This window comes from Sphingorhabdus sp. (assembly GCF_029865925.1).
GTDB lineage: Bacteria > Pseudomonadota > Alphaproteobacteria > Sphingomonadales > Sphingomonadaceae > Sphingorhabdus_B.
This window is the reverse complement of sequence record NZ_JARXAI010000098.1, coordinates 1-18,068: the sequence shown is the minus strand read 5'-3', so window position 1 is coordinate 18,068 and position 18,068 is coordinate 1. Positions and strand designations below refer to the sequence as shown.

General features: G+C 53.4%; 21 protein-coding genes and 1 pseudogene. 9 read left to right on the top strand and 13 right to left on the bottom strand.

The window, feature by feature from the left end:
• The 9 genes and pseudogenes from QE270_RS10325 to QE270_RS10285 form a co-directional block, all read right to left on the bottom strand.
• Positions 1-176 (bottom strand): annotated as a pseudogene (locus tag QE270_RS10325) (S-(hydroxymethyl)glutathione dehydrogenase); the annotation flags it as partial.
• Positions 177-238: 62 nt separating this feature from the next.
• Positions 239-1,012, bottom strand: coding sequence for a molybdopterin-dependent oxidoreductase (locus QE270_RS10320; RefSeq protein WP_300039047.1), 774 nt, complete (start codon positions 1,010-1,012; stop codon positions 239-241).
• Complete coding sequence (locus QE270_RS10315) at positions 1,009-1,842, bottom strand: cytochrome b/b6 domain-containing protein (RefSeq protein WP_300039045.1); 834 nt, start codon at positions 1,840-1,842, stop codon at positions 1,009-1,011. The genes QE270_RS10320 and QE270_RS10315 overlap by 4 nt, the downstream gene beginning before the upstream one ends.
• 111 nt (positions 1,843-1,953) lie before the next feature.
• A complete protein-coding gene (locus QE270_RS10310; RefSeq protein WP_300039043.1) occupies positions 1,954-2,880 on the bottom strand; it encodes a ParB/RepB/Spo0J family partition protein in 927 nt (308 codons plus the stop codon).
• The gene (locus QE270_RS10305; RefSeq protein WP_300039040.1) at positions 2,877-3,656 is read right to left on the bottom strand and encodes an AAA family ATPase; all 780 of its coding nucleotides are present in this window, start codon (positions 3,654-3,656) and stop codon (positions 2,877-2,879) included. The genes QE270_RS10310 and QE270_RS10305 overlap by 4 nt, the downstream gene beginning before the upstream one ends.
• A complete protein-coding gene (rsmG, locus tag QE270_RS10300) occupies positions 3,653-4,321 on the bottom strand; it encodes a 16S rRNA (guanine(527)-N(7))-methyltransferase RsmG (protein ID WP_300039038.1) in 669 nt (222 codons plus the stop codon). The genes QE270_RS10305 and rsmG overlap by 4 nt, the downstream gene beginning before the upstream one ends.
• A complete protein-coding gene (gene mnmG, locus QE270_RS10295; protein ID WP_300039035.1) occupies positions 4,318-6,189 on the bottom strand; it encodes a tRNA uridine-5-carboxymethylaminomethyl(34) synthesis enzyme MnmG in 1,872 nt (623 codons plus the stop codon). Before mnmG ends, rsmG begins: the two co-directional genes overlap by 4 nt.
• A 65-nt stretch (positions 6,190-6,254) precedes the next feature.
• Positions 6,255-7,550, bottom strand: coding sequence for a tRNA uridine-5-carboxymethylaminomethyl(34) synthesis GTPase MnmE (mnmE, locus tag QE270_RS10290; RefSeq protein WP_300039032.1), 1,296 nt, complete (start codon positions 7,548-7,550; stop codon positions 6,255-6,257).
• 9 nt (positions 7,551-7,559) lie between these two features.
• Positions 7,560-7,820 carry a DUF6489 family protein gene (locus QE270_RS10285; RefSeq protein WP_300039029.1) on the bottom strand — a complete coding sequence of 87 codons (261 nt, stop codon included), beginning with the start codon at positions 7,818-7,820 and terminating at the stop codon, positions 7,560-7,562.
• 90 nt (positions 7,821-7,910) lie between these two features.
• Here QE270_RS10285 and QE270_RS10280 point away from each other — a divergent pair, with 90 nt between their 5' ends.
• Positions 7,911-8,621, top strand: coding sequence for a dienelactone hydrolase family protein (locus QE270_RS10280; RefSeq protein ID WP_300039026.1), 711 nt, complete (start codon positions 7,911-7,913; stop codon positions 8,619-8,621).
• A 35-nt stretch (positions 8,622-8,656) separates the two neighbouring features.
• Here the strand turns inward: QE270_RS10280 and QE270_RS10275 are convergent, their stop codons facing one another.
• From QE270_RS10275 to hemE, 4 genes are all read right to left on the bottom strand, one after another.
• Positions 8,657-9,403 (bottom strand): YjbE family putative metal transport protein, encoded by a 747-nt coding sequence (locus QE270_RS10275; RefSeq protein ID WP_300039023.1) that lies wholly within the window; start codon positions 9,401-9,403, stop codon positions 8,657-8,659.
• Between the two features lie 15 nt (positions 9,404-9,418).
• Positions 9,419-10,675, bottom strand: a complete 1,257-nt coding sequence (rho, locus tag QE270_RS10270; RefSeq protein ID WP_300039020.1) for a transcription termination factor Rho — start codon at positions 10,673-10,675, stop codon at positions 9,419-9,421.
• Positions 10,676-10,886: 211 nt separating this feature from the next.
• Positions 10,887-11,330 (bottom strand): CopD family protein, encoded by a 444-nt coding sequence (locus QE270_RS10265; protein WP_300039017.1) that lies wholly within the window; start codon positions 11,328-11,330, stop codon positions 10,887-10,889.
• Positions 11,331-11,348: 18 nt separating this feature from the next.
• The gene (hemE, locus tag QE270_RS10260) at positions 11,349-12,380 is read right to left on the bottom strand and encodes a uroporphyrinogen decarboxylase (protein WP_300039014.1); all 1,032 of its coding nucleotides are present in this window, start codon (positions 12,378-12,380) and stop codon (positions 11,349-11,351) included.
• A gap of 302 nt (positions 12,381-12,682) precedes the next feature.
• On the opposite strand from hemE, the gene QE270_RS10255 reads away from it, so the two are divergent.
• The 8 genes from QE270_RS10255 (at position 12,683) to QE270_RS10220 (ending at position 17,740) form a co-directional block, all read left to right on the top strand.
• On the top strand, positions 12,683-13,528 hold the full coding sequence (locus QE270_RS10255) for a pyruvate, water dikinase regulatory protein (protein ID WP_300039011.1): 846 nt from the start codon (positions 12,683-12,685) through the stop codon (positions 13,526-13,528).
• Positions 13,525-14,121 carry a Maf family protein gene (locus tag QE270_RS10250; RefSeq protein WP_300039009.1) on the top strand — a complete coding sequence of 199 codons (597 nt, stop codon included), beginning with the start codon at positions 13,525-13,527 and terminating at the stop codon, positions 14,119-14,121. The genes QE270_RS10255 and QE270_RS10250 overlap by 4 nt, the downstream gene beginning before the upstream one ends.
• Positions 14,118-14,927, top strand: coding sequence for a shikimate dehydrogenase (locus QE270_RS10245; RefSeq protein ID WP_300039008.1), 810 nt, complete (start codon positions 14,118-14,120; stop codon positions 14,925-14,927). The genes QE270_RS10250 and QE270_RS10245 overlap by 4 nt, the downstream gene beginning before the upstream one ends.
• The gene (gene coaE / locus QE270_RS10240; RefSeq protein WP_300039005.1) at positions 14,924-15,523 is read left to right on the top strand and encodes a dephospho-CoA kinase; all 600 of its coding nucleotides are present in this window, start codon (positions 14,924-14,926) and stop codon (positions 15,521-15,523) included. Before QE270_RS10245 ends, coaE begins: the two co-directional genes overlap by 4 nt.
• A 31-nt stretch (positions 15,524-15,554) precedes the next feature.
• The gene (gene dnaQ / locus QE270_RS10235) at positions 15,555-16,262 is read left to right on the top strand and encodes a DNA polymerase III subunit epsilon (protein ID WP_300039002.1); all 708 of its coding nucleotides are present in this window, start codon (positions 15,555-15,557) and stop codon (positions 16,260-16,262) included.
• Between the two features lie 16 nt (positions 16,263-16,278).
• On the top strand, positions 16,279-16,854 hold the full coding sequence (raiA, locus tag QE270_RS10230) for a ribosome-associated translation inhibitor RaiA (protein ID WP_300038999.1): 576 nt from the start codon (positions 16,279-16,281) through the stop codon (positions 16,852-16,854).
• Positions 16,855-16,934: 80 nt separating this feature from the next.
• Positions 16,935-17,402, top strand: coding sequence for a PTS sugar transporter subunit IIA (locus QE270_RS10225; RefSeq protein WP_300038996.1), 468 nt, complete (start codon positions 16,935-16,937; stop codon positions 17,400-17,402).
• Positions 17,399-17,740 (top strand): DUF1491 family protein, encoded by a 342-nt coding sequence (locus QE270_RS10220; RefSeq protein ID WP_300038993.1) that lies wholly within the window; start codon positions 17,399-17,401, stop codon positions 17,738-17,740. The genes QE270_RS10225 and QE270_RS10220 overlap by 4 nt, the downstream gene beginning before the upstream one ends.
• Positions 17,741-18,068 lie beyond the last annotated feature (328 nt).

Below are 18,068 nucleotides of genomic sequence, written 5' to 3'. Positions count from 1 at the left end.
ACCGAAGGAAAAATGCCCTCGCTGTCAAAACCGTCCAGCGTATACGCATCGGTATGGCAAATGCCCGTCGCCATGATTTCGACCAGCACTTCGCCAGCCTTTGGACCTTCCAAATCCAACTCAACAATTTCCAATGGCTTTTTCGCTTCAAATGCAACTGCAGCGCGGGTCTTCATGGTACTTGGGTCTCCGTTATACTTGCCAAAGGCTTTTCCATTAACCGCGCAGCGGTGCAAGCCTAGATTCCAGCATACCATGCATAGTCGCCGACATCCTCCCAATATCCGCCCTTTCCACCATGAAATTTGGTCAGGTCGTCCGTCGCCTCGATGCGCATAACATATTTGGCCTGCTTATAGCCCAATTGCCGCTCTACGCGCAGCCGGATGGGCGCGCCATATTTCACGGGCAGAGTTTCACCATTCATGCCCCACGCCAATATGGTCTGCGGATGGTAGGCGTCGACCAAGTCAATCGATTCATAATATGGCAGCGCTCCGTAATCATCAGCGCAATGAAAAACGATATATTTGGCACGGCTCGACACGCGGGCCTGTTGCAGCAACAGGCGGAGCGGCGTGCCTTGCCACTGCGCAATCGCACTCCAACCCTCCACACAGTCATGCCGCGTGATTTGCGTGCGCGCTGGCATGGCGCGCAGCGGGTCCAGTCCAAGCATCAAGGGATTGGCCACCATGCCGTCAACACGCAGCCGCCAGTCGGCAAAACCATTCTGCAGATGCGCGAGATATTCCGCCGAGGTAGCAGTCACTGAACCATTAGTTTTAAAAACGGGCGATATCTCCGATGGGGCAAATTCAGGCGCCAGCGTTGCGCGGTCCATTAACGACCTGTGCGTGATCTGATCGAGACTATCCACCGCACGCAGCGCCGATCTGAAGGTCGCATTCTCATTCAAGGCGTCACAGCCACTCAAGATCAGCGCACCGCTGCCCAAAGTCGCGCCGCGCAACAGGTCGCGGCGGCGCATAAATTTGCGTCCATCGGTCATGGCTGTTCTCCAACTTGGCTGGGTTCACTGGTCGCCGCATGCCGCCCCGTTATCATCGGCCGGACACCCTTAATTGGACCAGAAAGTAGGACCATGAGGAGGTGAACGACAACAAAAAGTGCCATCATCGTTGCGGCAATGAAATGCAGCGAGCGGGCCGACTGCCGCCCGCCAAATAGATCAAGTAACCACGGCCAAGCCGCGTTCATAGCCGGCGACATCGTAATACCCGTCAGGATCATGGTCGGCAGCACGACGAATATGAGCCCAATATACGCTAATTTTTGCAGTATGTTATAAGTGCCGTGCGCGCGATCGAAACGCAGCTGCGCATGATTTTTGATGTCTTTCCAGATATTAGCTACGCTCCATTCCGCACGTCGGACATGCAAGTCCTTTCGAATATGGCCGTTGACCAGCGAACCCAGCATGAAGGCCGTCAGCCCAAGCGCGAAAAGCCACGCAAAGGCAAAATGCCACCTGCGCGCAGCAGCTAGACTATAATGGGTGGGAATGGTCGCCCAGCCGGGAAAGGCAACCCTGCGAACCTTATCTTTTGAATCTAGTGATAGTCCTAGCACGCCAGTGGTTTCAACGCGGGCATTCCCAACTCTCACGAAACCGGTGGTGCGTGTATCGTCAATTTGCAACCAAGCATAATCTCCGCGTGCGCCGAATTCGCCCCAATATAATTGCGGATGGGCGTTAAAGATCATGAGGCCACTCATCAGCAATATCGTGGCGAAAATGGCGTTCAACCAATGCCAGATACGCGTGAGGATATGGTGCCGTTTCACCACATCCTGCGCCCCTGACTGTGCTGCATCCATAAAAGTGCTCCTATTCGTCGGGCGTTGGACTAATTGAGCTGCAACGACGCCTATATCAACGAGCCATTGGCGTTCGAAGAGCTACTGCATCAATATAACTTACTGAAAATGTTAGAACTTTTCACCCGTAAGCCGCTGGCACAACATGTCCAATTGGTCCAAGCTGCCATATTCAAATGTCACCGCGCCCGCGCCCGTCGCATTTTTTTGCGCTATCCGTACCCTCAATCCCAAAAGATCGCCGAGATGCGACTCGACTGCGCGGATATCGGCATTTTCTGGCTGGCCGGCAGATACTGTCCTTTTCGCCTTCGGCGCGCGCTCTTGTTGCACCAGCGTTTCAGTTGCACGAACAGACAGGCCATTTTTGATGACCAGCATTGCCAACTGCACCGCATTGTCACTGCCCAATAAAGCGCGCGCGTGTCCCATGCTCAGCTTTTCTTCCGTCACCAAGTCGCGCAGCGTCGGCGGCAAATCCAGTAAGCGCATCATGTTCGCAACATGGCTTCGCGATTTATGCACCAACTCGGCAAGTTCGGCTGCACTGTGACCAAACAATTCCGTTAGCTTCTTATATGCCTCAGCCTCTTCAATTGGATTTAAATCCTGCCGCTGGATATTTTCGAGAAGCGCAATTTCCAGCGTTTCGGAATCGTCAAAGCTGCGGATGATTGCAGGAATATCATGTAACTGCGCGCGCTGGGCCGCCCGCCAGCGGCGTTCCCCCGCAACAATCTGGTACCCCCCTTGAAACGGCCGAACAATTATGGGCTGAATAATCCCATGCTTTGCTATGCTCGCGGCCAGCTCATCCAACTTCTCATCGGCAAAATGGCGCCGTGGCTGATCGGGATTAGGACGTACGTCGATCACCGACAGCGTCGCAACGCCCTGCCCACGAGAATCCATATCTGAATTTGATTTTGCCGCCATGCTGTCGCCACGCAATGCCTCGCCCAACAAAGCATCCAGGCCCCGCCCAAGGCCCATTTTCTTCTTTAACGGCGACTTTTCAGACGGATTATCGTTGCTCACGCTGCTAACTCCCGGGCCGGTAGTCGGCCAATCAATTCCCTGGCAAGTTTCATATAGGCTTCTGATCCCGAGCAGCGATGATCGTAGACCAAGGCCGGAAGCCCGTGGCTAGGTGCCTCAGACAAGCGCACATTCCGCGGAATGACGGTGTTGAACACCAAATCACCTAAGCAACTGCGCACATCGTCAGCCACCTGCTCGGTCAGCTTATTACGCTTGTCGTACATGGTCAGCGCGATACCCATGATTGTAAGGGCGGGGTTGAAACGACCCTGAACGCGTTCGACTGTTTGTAGTAACTGGCTCAGCCCCTCCAGTGCGAAAAACTCACACTGTAGCGGCACGAGAAGAGAGTCTACGGCAACCAGTGCGTTTACGGTTATCAAACCAAGCGACGGTGGGCAGTCGATTATGCAAATGTCCCAATGCGCGTCCGATTTATCAAACGCAGCTTTAAGCCGACCAGTGCGATCCTCACACTGAACCAATTCGATTTCCGCACCCGACAGGTCAACAGTGGCAGGTACAATGTCGAGGTTAGGAATAAGCGTCGGGATCGCCGCATCTTTCAACGATGCATCACCCAGCAATAGATCGTAGCTGCTGTGAACCCGCTGCGCTTGCTTCAATCCAAGCCCCGTGGACGCATTGCCTTGGGGATCAAGATCCACAAGAACACAGCGCCAACCGCTTGCGGCCAACGCCGTCGCCAGATTTATAGCTGTTGTTGTTTTGCCGACCCCACCCTTTTGGTTCGCTACAGCAATACGGATCATGGCCTTTGCCCCTGTGTTGCGGCAGCCGCTTTTATTTGGCGATGCCCCGATAATGTCCCGACCAGAATCCCCGCATCCTGGTCAGTTATGCTCTTCATAACTTGAAAATTGCCATCCCAGACGCCTTGGGCGTCTTGCCACTCTTGGTCCGCAATACGCCCCTTTGGTAAAAGCCACAAAGTTTTATTTGTCGCAAAACGTTCTGCAAGATCAAACAACTTCGGTAATGGCGCAAACGCACGGGCACTGATGACCGAATAAGGCGCGGTTTCCAAACGTTCCAACGTAACCCCTGCAACATGGACACGACGGGTGAGGTCCAACATTTCAACCGCACGCAGCAAATAATCAATCCGCCGCGCACGCGATTCAACAAGCGTCACGTTGTAATCGGTCAACAATGCAATAATCAGCCCGGGAAACCCAGCACCTGATCCCAAATCCAACCAGCGGGTGGTGGCGGGGGCATGGTCCAGAAATTGCAGCAATTGGGCACTGTCCACAATATGGCGAGCCCAAATATGATCCAGCGTCGATGCAGAAATCAGATTTTGACTGCTCCCCTCCCGTTTCAAAAACGCGACAAAGGTTTTGAGCGCGTCCATTGTTTCACGTGAAACACCTAGCTCGCCCTCAAGCCAAAGCACAGCTTCTTGCTCCGTCATGCGGGCTCCACGATGCTGGATTTTGCCCGCTTGGCATGTACCAAAATGGCAGCCAGCGCCGCCGGGGTTATACCCCTAATGCGCGATGCTCCAGCTAACGTCTGCGGCTTTGCTGTTTGCAGACGCTCAACCATTTCGTTGGAAAGCCCCGCTATCGCACTGTAATCGGTTGTCTCGGGAAGTCTAATTTCCTCATTGGCGGTGACATCATGTATTTCGGCCTCTTGTCGCGCCAAATAGGGTGCGTATCTGCCATCCTGCTCAACTTCATTAAGCAGGTCCGAAGGCCACGCTTCGCTTTCACGTGCAAGCAACGTTGCAACCGATAGCTGCGGAAAGCGCAACCATGCAAACAACGACATTTTACCGGCGTCTTGTTTTACGGAAAGGCCACGCTTTATGAGGACGTCGGCACTTTCCTGGGAATGAAGGCGATCGAGCAAATCTTTGCGCTGATGTTCTCGGTGCTGAAACGCCGCAGCAGTGCTAGCCGCAACAGCTCCAACATCAATCGCCATGGGCGTCAGCCTCGACTGCGCATTGTCGGACCGCAGGCGCAGGCGATATTCGGCACGCGCAGTTAGCATGCGGTAGGGCTCGGTAACGCCTTGTAGGGTGAGGTCATCGATCATGACCGCTATATAGCTATTTGTCCGGTCAATTGCTGGCATGGCTTGGCCCAGATGCTTTGACGCCGCGCCAATACCTGCCACGAGCCCCTGTGCAGCCGCCTCCTCATACCCCGTAGTTCCATTAATTTGCCCGGCACAATATAAACCCTCAAAACCGCGTACAGCCAGACTGGAATCCAAACAGCGCGGATCAATATAGTCATACTCAACCGCATAACCAGGCACCACAATCTGACATTGCTCCAAGCCAGACATTGACCGCACCATAGCCTCTTGAATGTCGGTCGGGAGTGAGGTTGAAATGCCGTTTGGATATATCAAATGGCTGTCGAGCCCTTCGGGCTCCAGAAAAACCTGATGGCCTGCGCGGTCTCCAAAACGGAAAATCTTATCTTCGATTGATGGGCAGTAGCGCGGGCCCCTGCCCTCAATGTCCCCGCCAAAAAGTGGGGAGCGGTCAAGCCCAGACCGAATGATGTCATGCGTCTGACTGTTGGTACGCGACATGGCGCAAAATAATTGCGGCACAGTCCGGCGGCTGCGCATTGCGGACATGGTCCATTCTTCGCCGTCGGAGGGCTGCATTTCCAGCTGCGCCCAGTCAACGGTCCGGCCGTCCAAGCGCGGTGGCGTCCCGGTCTTTAAACGGGATATCGGTAAATCCGCTTGCCTCAACTGTTGCGAAAGCAACATTGCTGAATCTTCGCCGACCCGACCACCATCGAGCCGCTCTTCTCCGCGGAATAACTTGCCGCCCAGAAATGTTCCAGTGGCTAGTATGATCGCTGGCGACTTTAGGATAGTGCCATCACCCAGAACCAAACCCGCAACGCGCGTCGGTGCGAGCGGAAGGAAATGTAAAGCCGCGGCCTCACCTTCAATAATGCGGACATTGGAAAGTTCATTAAGTTGACTCTGGATGGATGCCTTAAATAACTTGCGATCTGCCTGAATACGGGGACCCTGAACCGCTGCACCCTTAGATGCGTTGAGCATTCGGTAATGCACGGCGGAATCGTCGGCGGCACGGCCAATCAGACCGTCAAAGGCATCAACTTCGCGCACCAAATGGCCTTTTCCAAGACCTCCAATAGCGGGATTGCATGACATTGCGCCTATCATTAGCCTGTCAAAGCTGACCAAGGCGACACGCAAACCCATGCGGCCAGCAACCGCTGCGGCCTCCGTCCCCGCATGGCCGCCACCAACGACGATGATGTCAAAATCAGTCTTCATGTGTCGCGCATAGCCGAACTGATAGCTGGGGTCAAAAAGGAGAAATTATTGTTTCACGTGAAACACTATTTTCCAACGCAAAATTTCCCGAAGATTGTGTCCAACAGATCTTCAGTGTGGGCACGCCCGGTCAGCGCGTCTAAAGCCAAACGCGCTTGGCGCAGATGTTCTGCGATAATCAACCAGTCCTCTGTCTCATGGCATGCGCTTAAAGCATCGGCCGTCTGCCCAAGCAATGTTCGTTGCCGCGCGTTGACGGCGAACTGATCCGCAGGTGGCAATAATGTTTTTGCGGTCCGCGCCACAGTATCGAGCATTTCGGATATGCCCATGCCAGACACCGCAGACACCGCAATCGCGTCCGCAGATTTGCTGACATGCCCGTTCCAATCGCTTTTTGTTGCGACCTCAATCAAATTCGGGTGGATTGGGCCAGAGCCCTGCGTTCCAAGCCACAATATTATATCCGCTTGTTGCATGGCTGCGTGGCTGCGGTCGATGCCGATTTTCTCAATCACGTCTTCGCTGTCATCTCGCAATCCCGCTGTGTCGGTGAATATCAGTGCGACACCCTGCACACTGACCGGCACCTCAATCATGTCCCGCGTGGTGCCCGCTATATCGGATACAATAGCGGCATCCCGCCCGACAAGCGCGTTTAACAATGTGGACTTGCCGCTATTAGGTGGCCCCGCCAGAACAACCCGCAATCCATCCTTCAACTTTTCCGCAGCCGGCGCGGCCAATAATTGCTTAATTTCGGTCTCTAAATTACTACAACTATCTGTAATTATTTGGTTATTTTGAGAATCGACATCGTCTTCATCTGAGAAATCCAGCTCAGCTTCGGTAAGTGCAGAAAGGCGCAATACTTCCTGACGCCATTGCTCGATTGCGGCACTAAACGCGCCGCCAAACATAAGGTTGGCGGCGCGGCGTTGCCATTCGGTCTCTGCAGACAAGAGATCAGCTAGTCCCTCAGCTTCATTGAGGTCCATTCTGCCATTGGCGAAGGATCGCCGCGTGAATTCCCCCGCCTCTGCGCGCCTCACTCCCTGAAAGGCCTGAATGGCTTCCTCGACCGCACGGATAACGGCGCGACCACCGTGCAGGTGCAGCTCAGCCAGATCCTCACCCGTTGCGCTTTTGGGCCCTGGGAAGATTACTATCAGCGCTTGATCCAGATGCTCCTTGGTTTCAGGCGAACGCAGTACGCACAAAGAAGCCCTGCGCGGTGCTGGCAGTCGCCATACAAGTCCGCGCACCACGTCAAAGGCCGCTGGCCCGCTGATCCGCATTATTCCAATCGCAGCGGGAGGGGCGCCGCTGGACAGCGCAAAAATCGTGTCGGGGCAATGCATCAAAAATCGCTATTTTTTATCTTTGCTATTCAAGCCCGACATCGCCGCCTTGGCGCCTGTCTCGATCAACTGCTGAAACAATTGAAGCCCCATTTGTCCCATGGGCGCGATTTGTTTGCCGAGTTCCTGCAATTGATCAATGCCGCCGGCGCCGTTCATCAAGTTGGTAACCTTCTCGACGTAGGCTTCATTGGCCTTCGTAACATCAGGCAGACCGAGCAACGCCCGCGCCTCTTCGGGCGAACAATCGATTTCAATGTGCATCTTCATGGGCCACGCACTCCTATTTGCTGATAGGAGGCACTATAAAGGCTAAGTCGAATCACGCAATTGCGGAGAATGTCCGCCAAGGAGCTGAATATGGGTGAAATGGTGAATGTGGATGCGCTGGTTGAGGATGCCCTTTTTCCGGCCTATTTGGCGGCGCCAGCTGGAACCGCCCGGGCTGCAATCATCGTGATACCGGAGATCTTCGGGGTAAATGCCGGTATTCGGCAAAAGGTCGATCATTTGGCAGCCTCAGGATATCTTGCGGTTGCGCCTGATATCTTCTGGCGTTTTGCGCCGGGCGTTGAGCTGAACCCCGATGTTGAAGCGGAACTTCAAGAGGCGTTTGGTTATTTTGGCCAATATGATGCTGATGATGGCGTTCGCGATATTGAGGCGATGATCCATGCGATCCGCACGGGGATTGGAAAACAAGCGCCTGTCGAAAAGGTGGGTTGTGTTGGGTACTGTCTGGGTGGACGTCTGGCCTATATGGCGGCAGCGCGGACGGATATCAGTGCGTCAGTTGGCTATTATGGCGTCATGATTGACCAGATGCTGCATGAAAGCCACGCCATTGCTAACCCGTTGATGCTGCATATTCCGACCGCGGACCATTTTGTTGGTCCAGAAGCGCAGGCCGCAATACATTCTGGCCTTGGCCATAATGCCAAGGTGACGCTGCATGACTATATTGGCCTTGACCATGGCTTTGCTGCCGAGATGGGTGCACGGCGCGATGCGGTCGGTGCTGCACTTGCAGATAGCCGCACCGCCGCGTTTTTCGCAGAGCATCTGGGATAGACTTTTGGGCTTCCCCTGTTTATGGGGAAGCCAATTTAGCCGCCTATCATCGCAATCACATAACGGCCAACCCCCAAGTCGGGGTCAGTCCAACCTTCATAGATCATCTTGCCGGCGACATATACGATAACCGCCATGCCGAACCATGCGATCCATTTATAGCGTTCAATATATTGCGCGATAACATTCGCGGCGATGCCCATAAGGGCAACAGCAAAGATCAGACCAACAATCATAATGCCGGGATGGTCCTTGGCTGCACCTGCCACCGCAAGAACATTATCGAGGCTCATCGACACATCGGCAACTGCCACAGCCCATGCAGCAGCGGCGAAGCTTTTGGCCGCTGGAATACCGCTATTTTCGTCACCCAATATTTCAGGTGAGCCCGGGGATTCTGTTGCTTCGCTGCGTTTCAAGTCGCGGTACATCTTCCACGCCACCCAAATCAAAAGCAGTCCGCCAACAAATATCAGACCGATGACGCCCATCAATATGTTAACCATCAACGCAAATACGACACGCAAAACGAGCGCGGCAATAACGCCGATGAAGATAACTTTTTTACGTTGTTCCGGAGGCAACCCAGCCGCCAACGCGCCAACGACAATGGCATTATCACCCGCCAGCACCAGATCGAGCAGAATGACAGAAGCCAAAGCCGTCCAGGCGCTACTGCTATTTAAGTTGGAGAAATCATTGACGATATGTCCCCAAATTTCGGCAGGCCCACCCAAGGACGGCGCCGCTGACGCGGTTGCGATCAAAAATTCAAGCATCATCACTCCGCCTATTGCTTACTGGTTCATCGAGTCAAAAAAGTCTTCGTTGGTCTTCGAGTCCTTCATCTTGTCGAGCAAGAACTCCATGGCGTCAATAGTCCCCATTTGCATGAGGATACGGCGCAGGACCCACATTTTCTTGAGCTTGTTTTCCTCAACCAACAATTCTTCCTTACGCGTACCGGACTTGCCGACATCCAGCGCTGGGAAGATACGCTTGTCCGCGACCTTGCGATCCAGAACGATTTCGGAGTTGCCTGTACCCTTGAACTCTTCGAAGATAACTTCATCCATGCGGCTGCCTGTATCAATCAAGGCCGTCGCGATGATGGACAGTGACCCACCTTCTTCGATGTTGCGGGCTGCGCCAAAGAAACGCTTTGGCCGTTGCAATGCGTTGGCATCCACACCGCCCGTCAGCACTTTTCCAGATGATGGGACAACGGTGTTATAGGCACGGCCAAGACGCGTGATGGAATCGAGCAAGATGACCACGTCATGCTTGTGCTCAACCAGACGTTTTGCTTTTTCTATAACCATTTCAGCAACTTGCACGTGACGCGTTGCAGGTTCATCAAAGGTGGAGGAGACAACCTCACCCTTCACCGAACGCTGCATATCTGTAACTTCCTCGGGCCGTTCGTCGATCAACAAAACGATCAGGAACACCTCTGGATGGTTTTCTGTGATGGCGCGGGCAATATTTTGCAGCAACACGGTTTTACCTGTCCGTGGTGGCGCAACAATCAACGCACGTTGGCCCTTACCCTGCGGGCTGACAATGTCGATGACGCGGGCTGACTTATCCTTAACCGTTGGGTCAAGTGAATCGAGTATCAGCTTTGAATCTGGATACAGCGGCGTCAGGTTATCGAAATTGACGCGATGGCGCACCGCATCGGGATCGTCGAAATTGATCTTCATCACCTTGGTCAGAGCAAAATAACGCTCGCCGTCTCTTGGCGCGCGAATTTCGCCTTCTACTGTATCACCGGTGCGCAGACCGAACTGGCGGACCATATTTGGTGACACGTAAATATCATCTGGACCCGCCAGATAATTGGCCTCGGGCGAACGCAAAAAGCCGAAGCTGTCAGGCAAAACCTCAATCGTGCCCAAACCCATGATCTGCTCGCCATCTTCGGCAAGTTCTTTCAGGATTGCAAACATAAGATCCTGTTTGCGCAAAGTAGACGCGCCCTCGACACCCAGCTCTTCAGCCATCGATACAAGGTCAGCAGGATTTTTGCTTTTCAGCTCTTTCAAATGCATAGAAAATTCCGTTGGATGGACGCAGTGCCCAGGTTGGTCGCCGATATGAAAAAGATAATCGGTCGAATTTTGAAAAGTCAGTGGCGCAATTGTTATGTGGATAGCGCCTCATGCCCAGGACGAGCTTGAACTGGTAAATACCCCGTGATGGCCACGCCGTCAACTGTTCTAAAATCACAATAGTTTAGTCAGTCCATTAATCGGCTGGCGCTTAAAAGGGTTTGGCAATTACCAATATGACAATGATGGCAGAGGCAATGCCGGGAACTTCATTAAGCAAACGCAATTGCTTGCCGGTTAAACGCCGTTCACCGCGCGCCAACTTCTTGGCATAGCTGACAGTCCAGCCATGATAAGCCGACAGTCCCAAAACAAACAATAATTTGGCGTGAAACCATCCTTGCGCCATCGCGCCGATATTATACGCAAGCAATAATCCCAAAACCCAAACCACAATGATGGATGGATTAAGGATGATTTTAATGAGTTTGGATTCACGGTCTACCCATTTGGCAACTTCCTCAGACCCTTCAGCACTTTCCTGATGGTAGACGAAGAAGCGCGGAATCATGAACAACCCCGCCATCCAAAAAATGACAAAAATAACGTGAGCAGATTTCAGCCAGATATACAGCACAGATAAAATTTCCGTCATAAAAACGGCCTTTATGGGTTAACCCTTACGGACCAGATTGAGAAGCAATTCAACATTTTCGATTGGGGTGTCGGGCTGAATACCATGTCCAAGGTTGAAGATATGCGGCCGATCTTCAAACGCGGACAGGATGTTGTGCACGGAATCTTTCAATACATCACCGCCGGCAATCAGCGCAAGTGGATCAAGATTGCCTTGAACCGGTAGGCCTTTGGGCAATTGTCGGTTTGCCCAATGTGGATCAACGGTTTCATCAAGGCCCAAGGCATCAACCCCTGTCCCTTCTGCATAAGCGGCAAGCTTTCCGCCCGCGCCTTTCGGAAAACCGATAATCACCGCATTAGGATTACGCGCCTTTAACCGGCGCACGATTTCCGCATTTGGCGCGATCACCCATTCTTCAAATTGCGCCGGTGACAATGACCCAGCCCAGCTGTCAAACAACTGCACGGCATCGACACCCGCATCAATCTGGTCACCCAGATAATTCACCGTTGCCGAAATGATAGCTTCGATCAATGCCGCAAAACGCTCCGGCTCCATATAAGCCATTCTGCGTGCCTCTGCTTGGTCTTTGCTGCCTTGACCATGCACCATATAGGTAGCGACCGTCCACGGGCTTCCAGCGAAGCCCAGGAAGGTAGTTTCAGGTGGTAGCTCGGCCGATACCTTACGCACAGTGTTTATAATCGGTGCAAGCCGTTGTGGGGCAGGCACAAATTCTTCAAGTTTTGATTCCGCCAAACGTGGCGCAAGGCGCGGGCCTTCACCTGTTTCAAACCACAGATCCTGACCCATGGCATGGGGGATTACGAGGATATCTGAAAACAAAATTGCGCCGTCAAAGCCAAAGCGACGGATTGGCTGCAACGTGATTTCACACGCCGCGTCGCTGTCATAAGCGAGCGCCAGAAATCCGCCTTTTTCGGCACGGAGCGCGCGATATTCGGGTAAATAACGCCCTGCTTGGCGCATCAACCAAATGGGGGGGACAGCTTCTTCATTGCCCCGAAGGACGTTAAGCAGTTTTTTCGGGTTTTGCGCTGACATAGAGCGGCGAGATCCAATCAAAATATATATTTATATAAAGGATGATGAAAGATGATGTGCTGTTGATAAATAGGGCCTTAAAAGCTTTTGCGGATATTGCCAACAGCTTGACGCATGGGCGTGAACACAACGAAAGGGAGTCGCAATATTCATCCCCATTATCCACACCCTGTGGATACAAAAATACCCCTGTGGATAGGCTGTGCTCGAATCGAGCCCCAAAATTGGGTTAGTGCTTGAGAAACGGACGTGCAAAACTTGTCCCTTGATTTATCCCCAGCCTGCCAACAAGACTGTCCGTTATGACCCAGCGTTTTCATTTGCATTTGTTGTCGGACTCTACCGGCGAGACTTTGGAGAGTATCGCCAAGGCAGCTTTGTCGCAGTTTGACGACGCAGAGCATGTGGTCAAGCATTTCTGGCCAATGGTGCGCTCCGAAAGCCATTTGGATCGTATATTGACGGACGTGGCCGCCAATCCCGGGCTTGTGCTGTTTACATTAGTCAATCGCGATACACGCCGCAAATTGGAGACACGGTGCCGGGCGCTGGGCTTGCCTGCCATTGCAGCGCTCGACGCGGTCAGTGACGCGATGTCCAATATGTTTGGCCAAGAAGCAAAGGCCCGACCTGGTCGCCAACATGTCATGGACGCAGCCTATTTTGCACGGGTTGCGGCGATTCAATTTACCATTGCGCATGATGACGGGATTAACGCCCAAAATTGGGAGGAGGCCGACATAGTGCTTGCCGGCGTATCCCGAACGTCGAAAACGCCAACCAGTATTTATCTGGCCAATCGTGGGTATAAGACTGCAAATATTCCAATCGTGCCGGAATCGCCACCACCACCGAATTTATTTCAGCTCAAGCATCCGATGGTCATTGGCTTAGTCACCAGCGCCGAACGGCTGATTCAAGTGCGGCGCAACCGCTTATTGTCGTTAAATCAATTGCCGGACACAGATTATGTCGATGAAGAGAAAGTCCGCGCCGAAGTTGCGCATGCGCGGCGGATGTTTGCCGATAATGGCTGGCCCGTATTGGACGTGACCCGTCGTTCAATTGAAGAAAGTGCGGCCGCGATCATTAATTTGTTTAACGAGCGTGAAGTGACGCAAGCAGGCGAAACGGAAATTCAAACATGACGCTGATCTTGGCGTCCCAAAGTGCTGGGCGGATCGCGATGTTGAACGCGGCCGGGGTCGCGGTTGAAGCGGTGCCTGCTTTGGTTGACGAAGATAGTATCAAAACATCCTTGGCCGAAGCTGGTGCTAAACCCCGCGATATCGCTGACGCCTTGGCTGAGGCCAAGGCGCGCAAAGTGTCACGCAAGGCGCCCTCCGCATTGGTGCTGGGCTGTGATCAGATTTGCGTTGGTGCCGATGGCCATGTTTTCGACAAGCCAAAAACACCCGAGGACGCACGAGCCCATCTTGTGCGACTTTCTGGATCCGTACACCGGTTGATTAGCGTTGCGGTGATCTGTGAAGGTGGCGCGCCTGTCTGGCGCGTGGTTGACACTGCGCAAATGACAATGCGTCCCCTTACCCCCACTTTCATCGATAACTATGTCGACACCTATTGGGAAGACATCCGCCATTGCGTAGGCTGCTACCGGATTGAAGCCGAAGGCGCGCAATTGTTCGCAAGCGTCAGCGGCAGTCAGTTCACCATTATCGGGATGCCATTGCTTCCGGTGCTTGATTATTTGCGACTGAGGGGCCTTTTATCCACATGACACATTATGCTGAAGTGATCGGGCACCCGATTGCGCACTCAAAATCGCCATTGATACACAAATTCTGGCTTACACAATTGGGCATGGTTGGCGATTACCGCGCATCCGATGTACAACCCCAAGGTTTGGAGCGTTATTTTGCCGAGCGTGCCGCCGATACCGACTGGCGTGGATGCAACATCACGATCCCGCATAAGATTGCGGCGCTCGATTTTGTCAGCGACCCCGGCGAGGTGCGCAACTCCATTGGCGCGATCAACACTGTGTTTCGCAATGACGCAGGCGCACTTGTTGCCACCAACACCGATGCGGGCGGCTTTTATGGACCGATTGCGGACATCCCGATTGCAGGCGAGACGGCCGTGGTCATCGGCGCAGGCGGCGCCGCGCGGGCGGTCCTGTTCGCTTTGGCGCAAGCAGATATTGGTGAAGTGGTCTTGGTGGCCCGCAATGCTTTAAAGGCTGCAGGCTTGCTGGCGCATTTTGGCCTGAAGGGCAAAGTCATCGGCCTTGATGCGCGCATGCCCGATGCAGCATTGTTGGTGAATGCAAGCCCGCTGGGCATGGTTGGGCAAGAGGCACTTGAAATCGATCTTTCGCCCTTGCCTGAACATGCGATTGTTTATGATCTTGTCTATGCACCAATTGAAACGGCGTTGCTCAAGGCGGCGCGGATGCGTGATTTGGAAACGGTGGATGGCCTTGAAATGCTTGTTGGGCAGGCAGCTATCGCCTTTGAGCTATTCTTTGGCGCGGCCCCACCCGACGATGGTGAGGATGCACTGCGGGCGCTGTTGCTCACATGAAGCAACCTTTGATCATTGGCCTTACCGGCTCCATTGGCATGGGCAAGTCCCCCGTTGCGGCGATGTTTGCGGATGAAAATGTTCCCGTCTTTGATGCTGACGCGGCGGTGCATGACTTGCAAAAGGCGGGTGGCGCGCTGGTGCCCGCTATTGAGTCTGCGTTTCCTGGCACCACGGGTCCAGACGGCGTCGACCGCGAGGCGCTTGGCGCCGCTGTATTTGGCGACCGCGACCGGCTGGCATTGCTGGAATCGATAATCCACCCCGCCGTCGCGGAACGTCGCAAGCTATTTTTGGCATCGCATCAGGATGCGGACATGATCTTGTTCGATATTCCTTTGTTGTTTGAAAAAGGCGGACAGGCCGGCGTTGATGTTGTCGTGGTGGTCAGCGCGCCGGCAGCGGTTCAGCGTGAACGCGTGCTTGCGCGGGCGAATATGACAGCGGAAAAGTTTGAACATATACTGGCACTGCAAATGAACGATGCCGATAAGCGCGCACGCGCCGACCATATAATCGATACCGGCCAAGATATCGCCGAGACTCGCGCCGATGTGCAGGCACTTGTTAAAAAGCTGCGCGCGGGTCTTGCATAAGGCTTTAAACAGGCTCACAACTAATAACAGAATGCGTGAAATTATATTTGATACCGAAACGACTGGCTTTGACCCTGCAACAGGGGATCGGATGGTTGAAATTGGCTGCATCGAAATGGTCAGCCGGGTGATGACAGGCAATCACTACCACGCCTATTTCAACCCACAGCGCCCAATGCCCGCAGCTGCCGAAAATGTGCACGGCCTGTCTGACCGGTTTCTGTCCGATAAGCCTGCCTTTGGCGAAAGGGCTGATGAACTCCTTGAATTTCTTGGCGACAGCCCGCTCGTTGCCCATAATGCCAGCTTTGACTTCGGTTTTCTCAACCACGAACTGCAGCATTGCGGACGCCCACCTGTTGCCATGGACCGAATGGTTGACACAGTGGCCCTCGCGCGCGTCAAAAATCCGGGTGCGAAATTATCACTCGACGCTTTGTGCACCCGTTATGGCATCGACCGCAGCCACCGCATAAAGCACGGCGCGCTGCTCGATGCAGAGCTTTTAGCGCAATTATATATTGAGCTGACGGGCGGCCGGCAAATCGGCCTTGGCCTCGCCGACAATGCTTTTTCAGATAAAGCTGTGGCCCAAACGGACGTTAGCAGCGCTCAGCCAACAAAAGTATTTCGGCCAGTCCGCGCCCATTCCGCTTCTGTGGAAGAACTGGCGCGGCATGCAGAATTTATAGCGAAGATTAAGGACGCGCTTTGGCTTCAATCGGGGTCAACGCTTTAACAAAAGGGGACAGGCATTGGACATCAGGGTTTCAGGACATCAGGTCGATACCGGTGAAGCGCTCCAAACCCATGTGAAAACACGACTTGGGTCCATTGCCGAAAAATATTTTTCAAAAGCCCTCTCGTCGCATGCAACCTTTGGCCGCGCCCCGCATGAAGGCTTTACAAGCGACATCGTCATGCATGTCATGCAGGGCCTTGTCCTCAAAGGCCGCGGCGAGGCACAGGACGCGCATGTTGCCTTTGACCGCGCAGCAGAACGCATCGAGAAACAATTGCGCCGGTACATGCGCCGCTTGCAAGATAGGCATGTACAAACGGCTTACGCTTTGGCGCAGGAAGAAGCGGCCTATACCGTGTTTGATGCAGGTGATGACAATGAAGAGACGTCCTTGCCGGACCCGCCAGTAATTGTCGCTGAAATGCGCGTCGATATTCCTGAATCCACTGTGTCGGACGCCGTCATGCTCATGGATTTACGTAATACGCCGGCCCTGTTATTCAAAAACACTGGAACTGGACGCCATAATATGATTTATCGCCGCGAAGATGGCACGATCGGGTGGGTTGAACCAAAATCTGCACCTTAGACCTCGGCCAAAACCTTATAGTTTTCTAAACCAATTCAAGGGATTGTGCTTCGGATACACCGAGCGCTTTTGAAAAAAATATGATACGACTTTCTACTAGGCTCGTTGAAGGGGCCGTTGCTGCTGATATATTATGTTCGGGAAAATCGGACTTGCTGGCGCGGTTATCGGTTATCGCGGCAGAAAATTATTTTGTGGATGCGCATGCCGTGCTTGATGGCATGGTTGAACGCGAGCGGCTTGGCCCAACGGGTTTTGGCGGCGGCACGGCGATCCCGCATTGCAAGTTATCCGGTATTGATATGCCAGTCGCAGTATTTGCGCGGCTTTCGAAGCCAGTGCCTTATGATGCCGTAGATGACGAACCTGTTGATCTGGTGTGCGGTCTGATTTCGCCTGCACAAGACGGAGCGTCGCACTTGCGCGCTCTGGCCGAGGTTTCACGCCTTTTCCGAGATGAAAAATTCCGGGCGCAACTGCGTGGTGCGGCAGACTCGTCAGCTATGTATGCCGTGCTCACCTTTTCTGAAGAGCGTGACGCCGCTTGATTGAACCACGGCTTGCCAGCGGATTACAAATCTCTGCGCTCAAGCGATTGGCCGAAGCGGAAGGTGATTTTGCCACTGTCCTGAAGAAGGGCGATGCCATATCTGGCGCGATCCTGTTGATTGGGCAAGTGCGCGGTACAGACCCTATATTGTACGAACGTTACCCGTCATTGGACGGCCAGTCTGCTTGGAAAAGCATCGATTTGGGCAATTCCAGCGATGCTTTAGTGCGGGATTATTGGAAAAAGCGGGCCACCCGCGACCCAGATTTATGGGTTTTAGAACTGGATGTCGCATCCGGTGCACGGTTGGACGGACTATTGGCCGCGTTGAATTGACTTTGCTGCGCCGCATCATAAATGCGCCATCAACGAGTAGCGAAGGTTGTCATACGGTACACAAATGGGGTGACCAGATAAACACGCGAGTCGGATGCAACAAAAGACGAACAATAACAAAGTAATGCCGCTTCGTCCGCTGGTGCCGCCGCTTTAATGTATTTTTCATGTTGAAATTTTTTCGCGCCACTTCTCTTGTGGCTGTTTCTTGTATTTTGGTTTCTGCGGTTTTTACTGCCGATGCCAGTTTCGCCTTTGGCAATGACCAAGGCCCCTATTTAAAAGCCAGCTCCATTGCCGTGGACGTTACACAAATCGCCGCCGAACG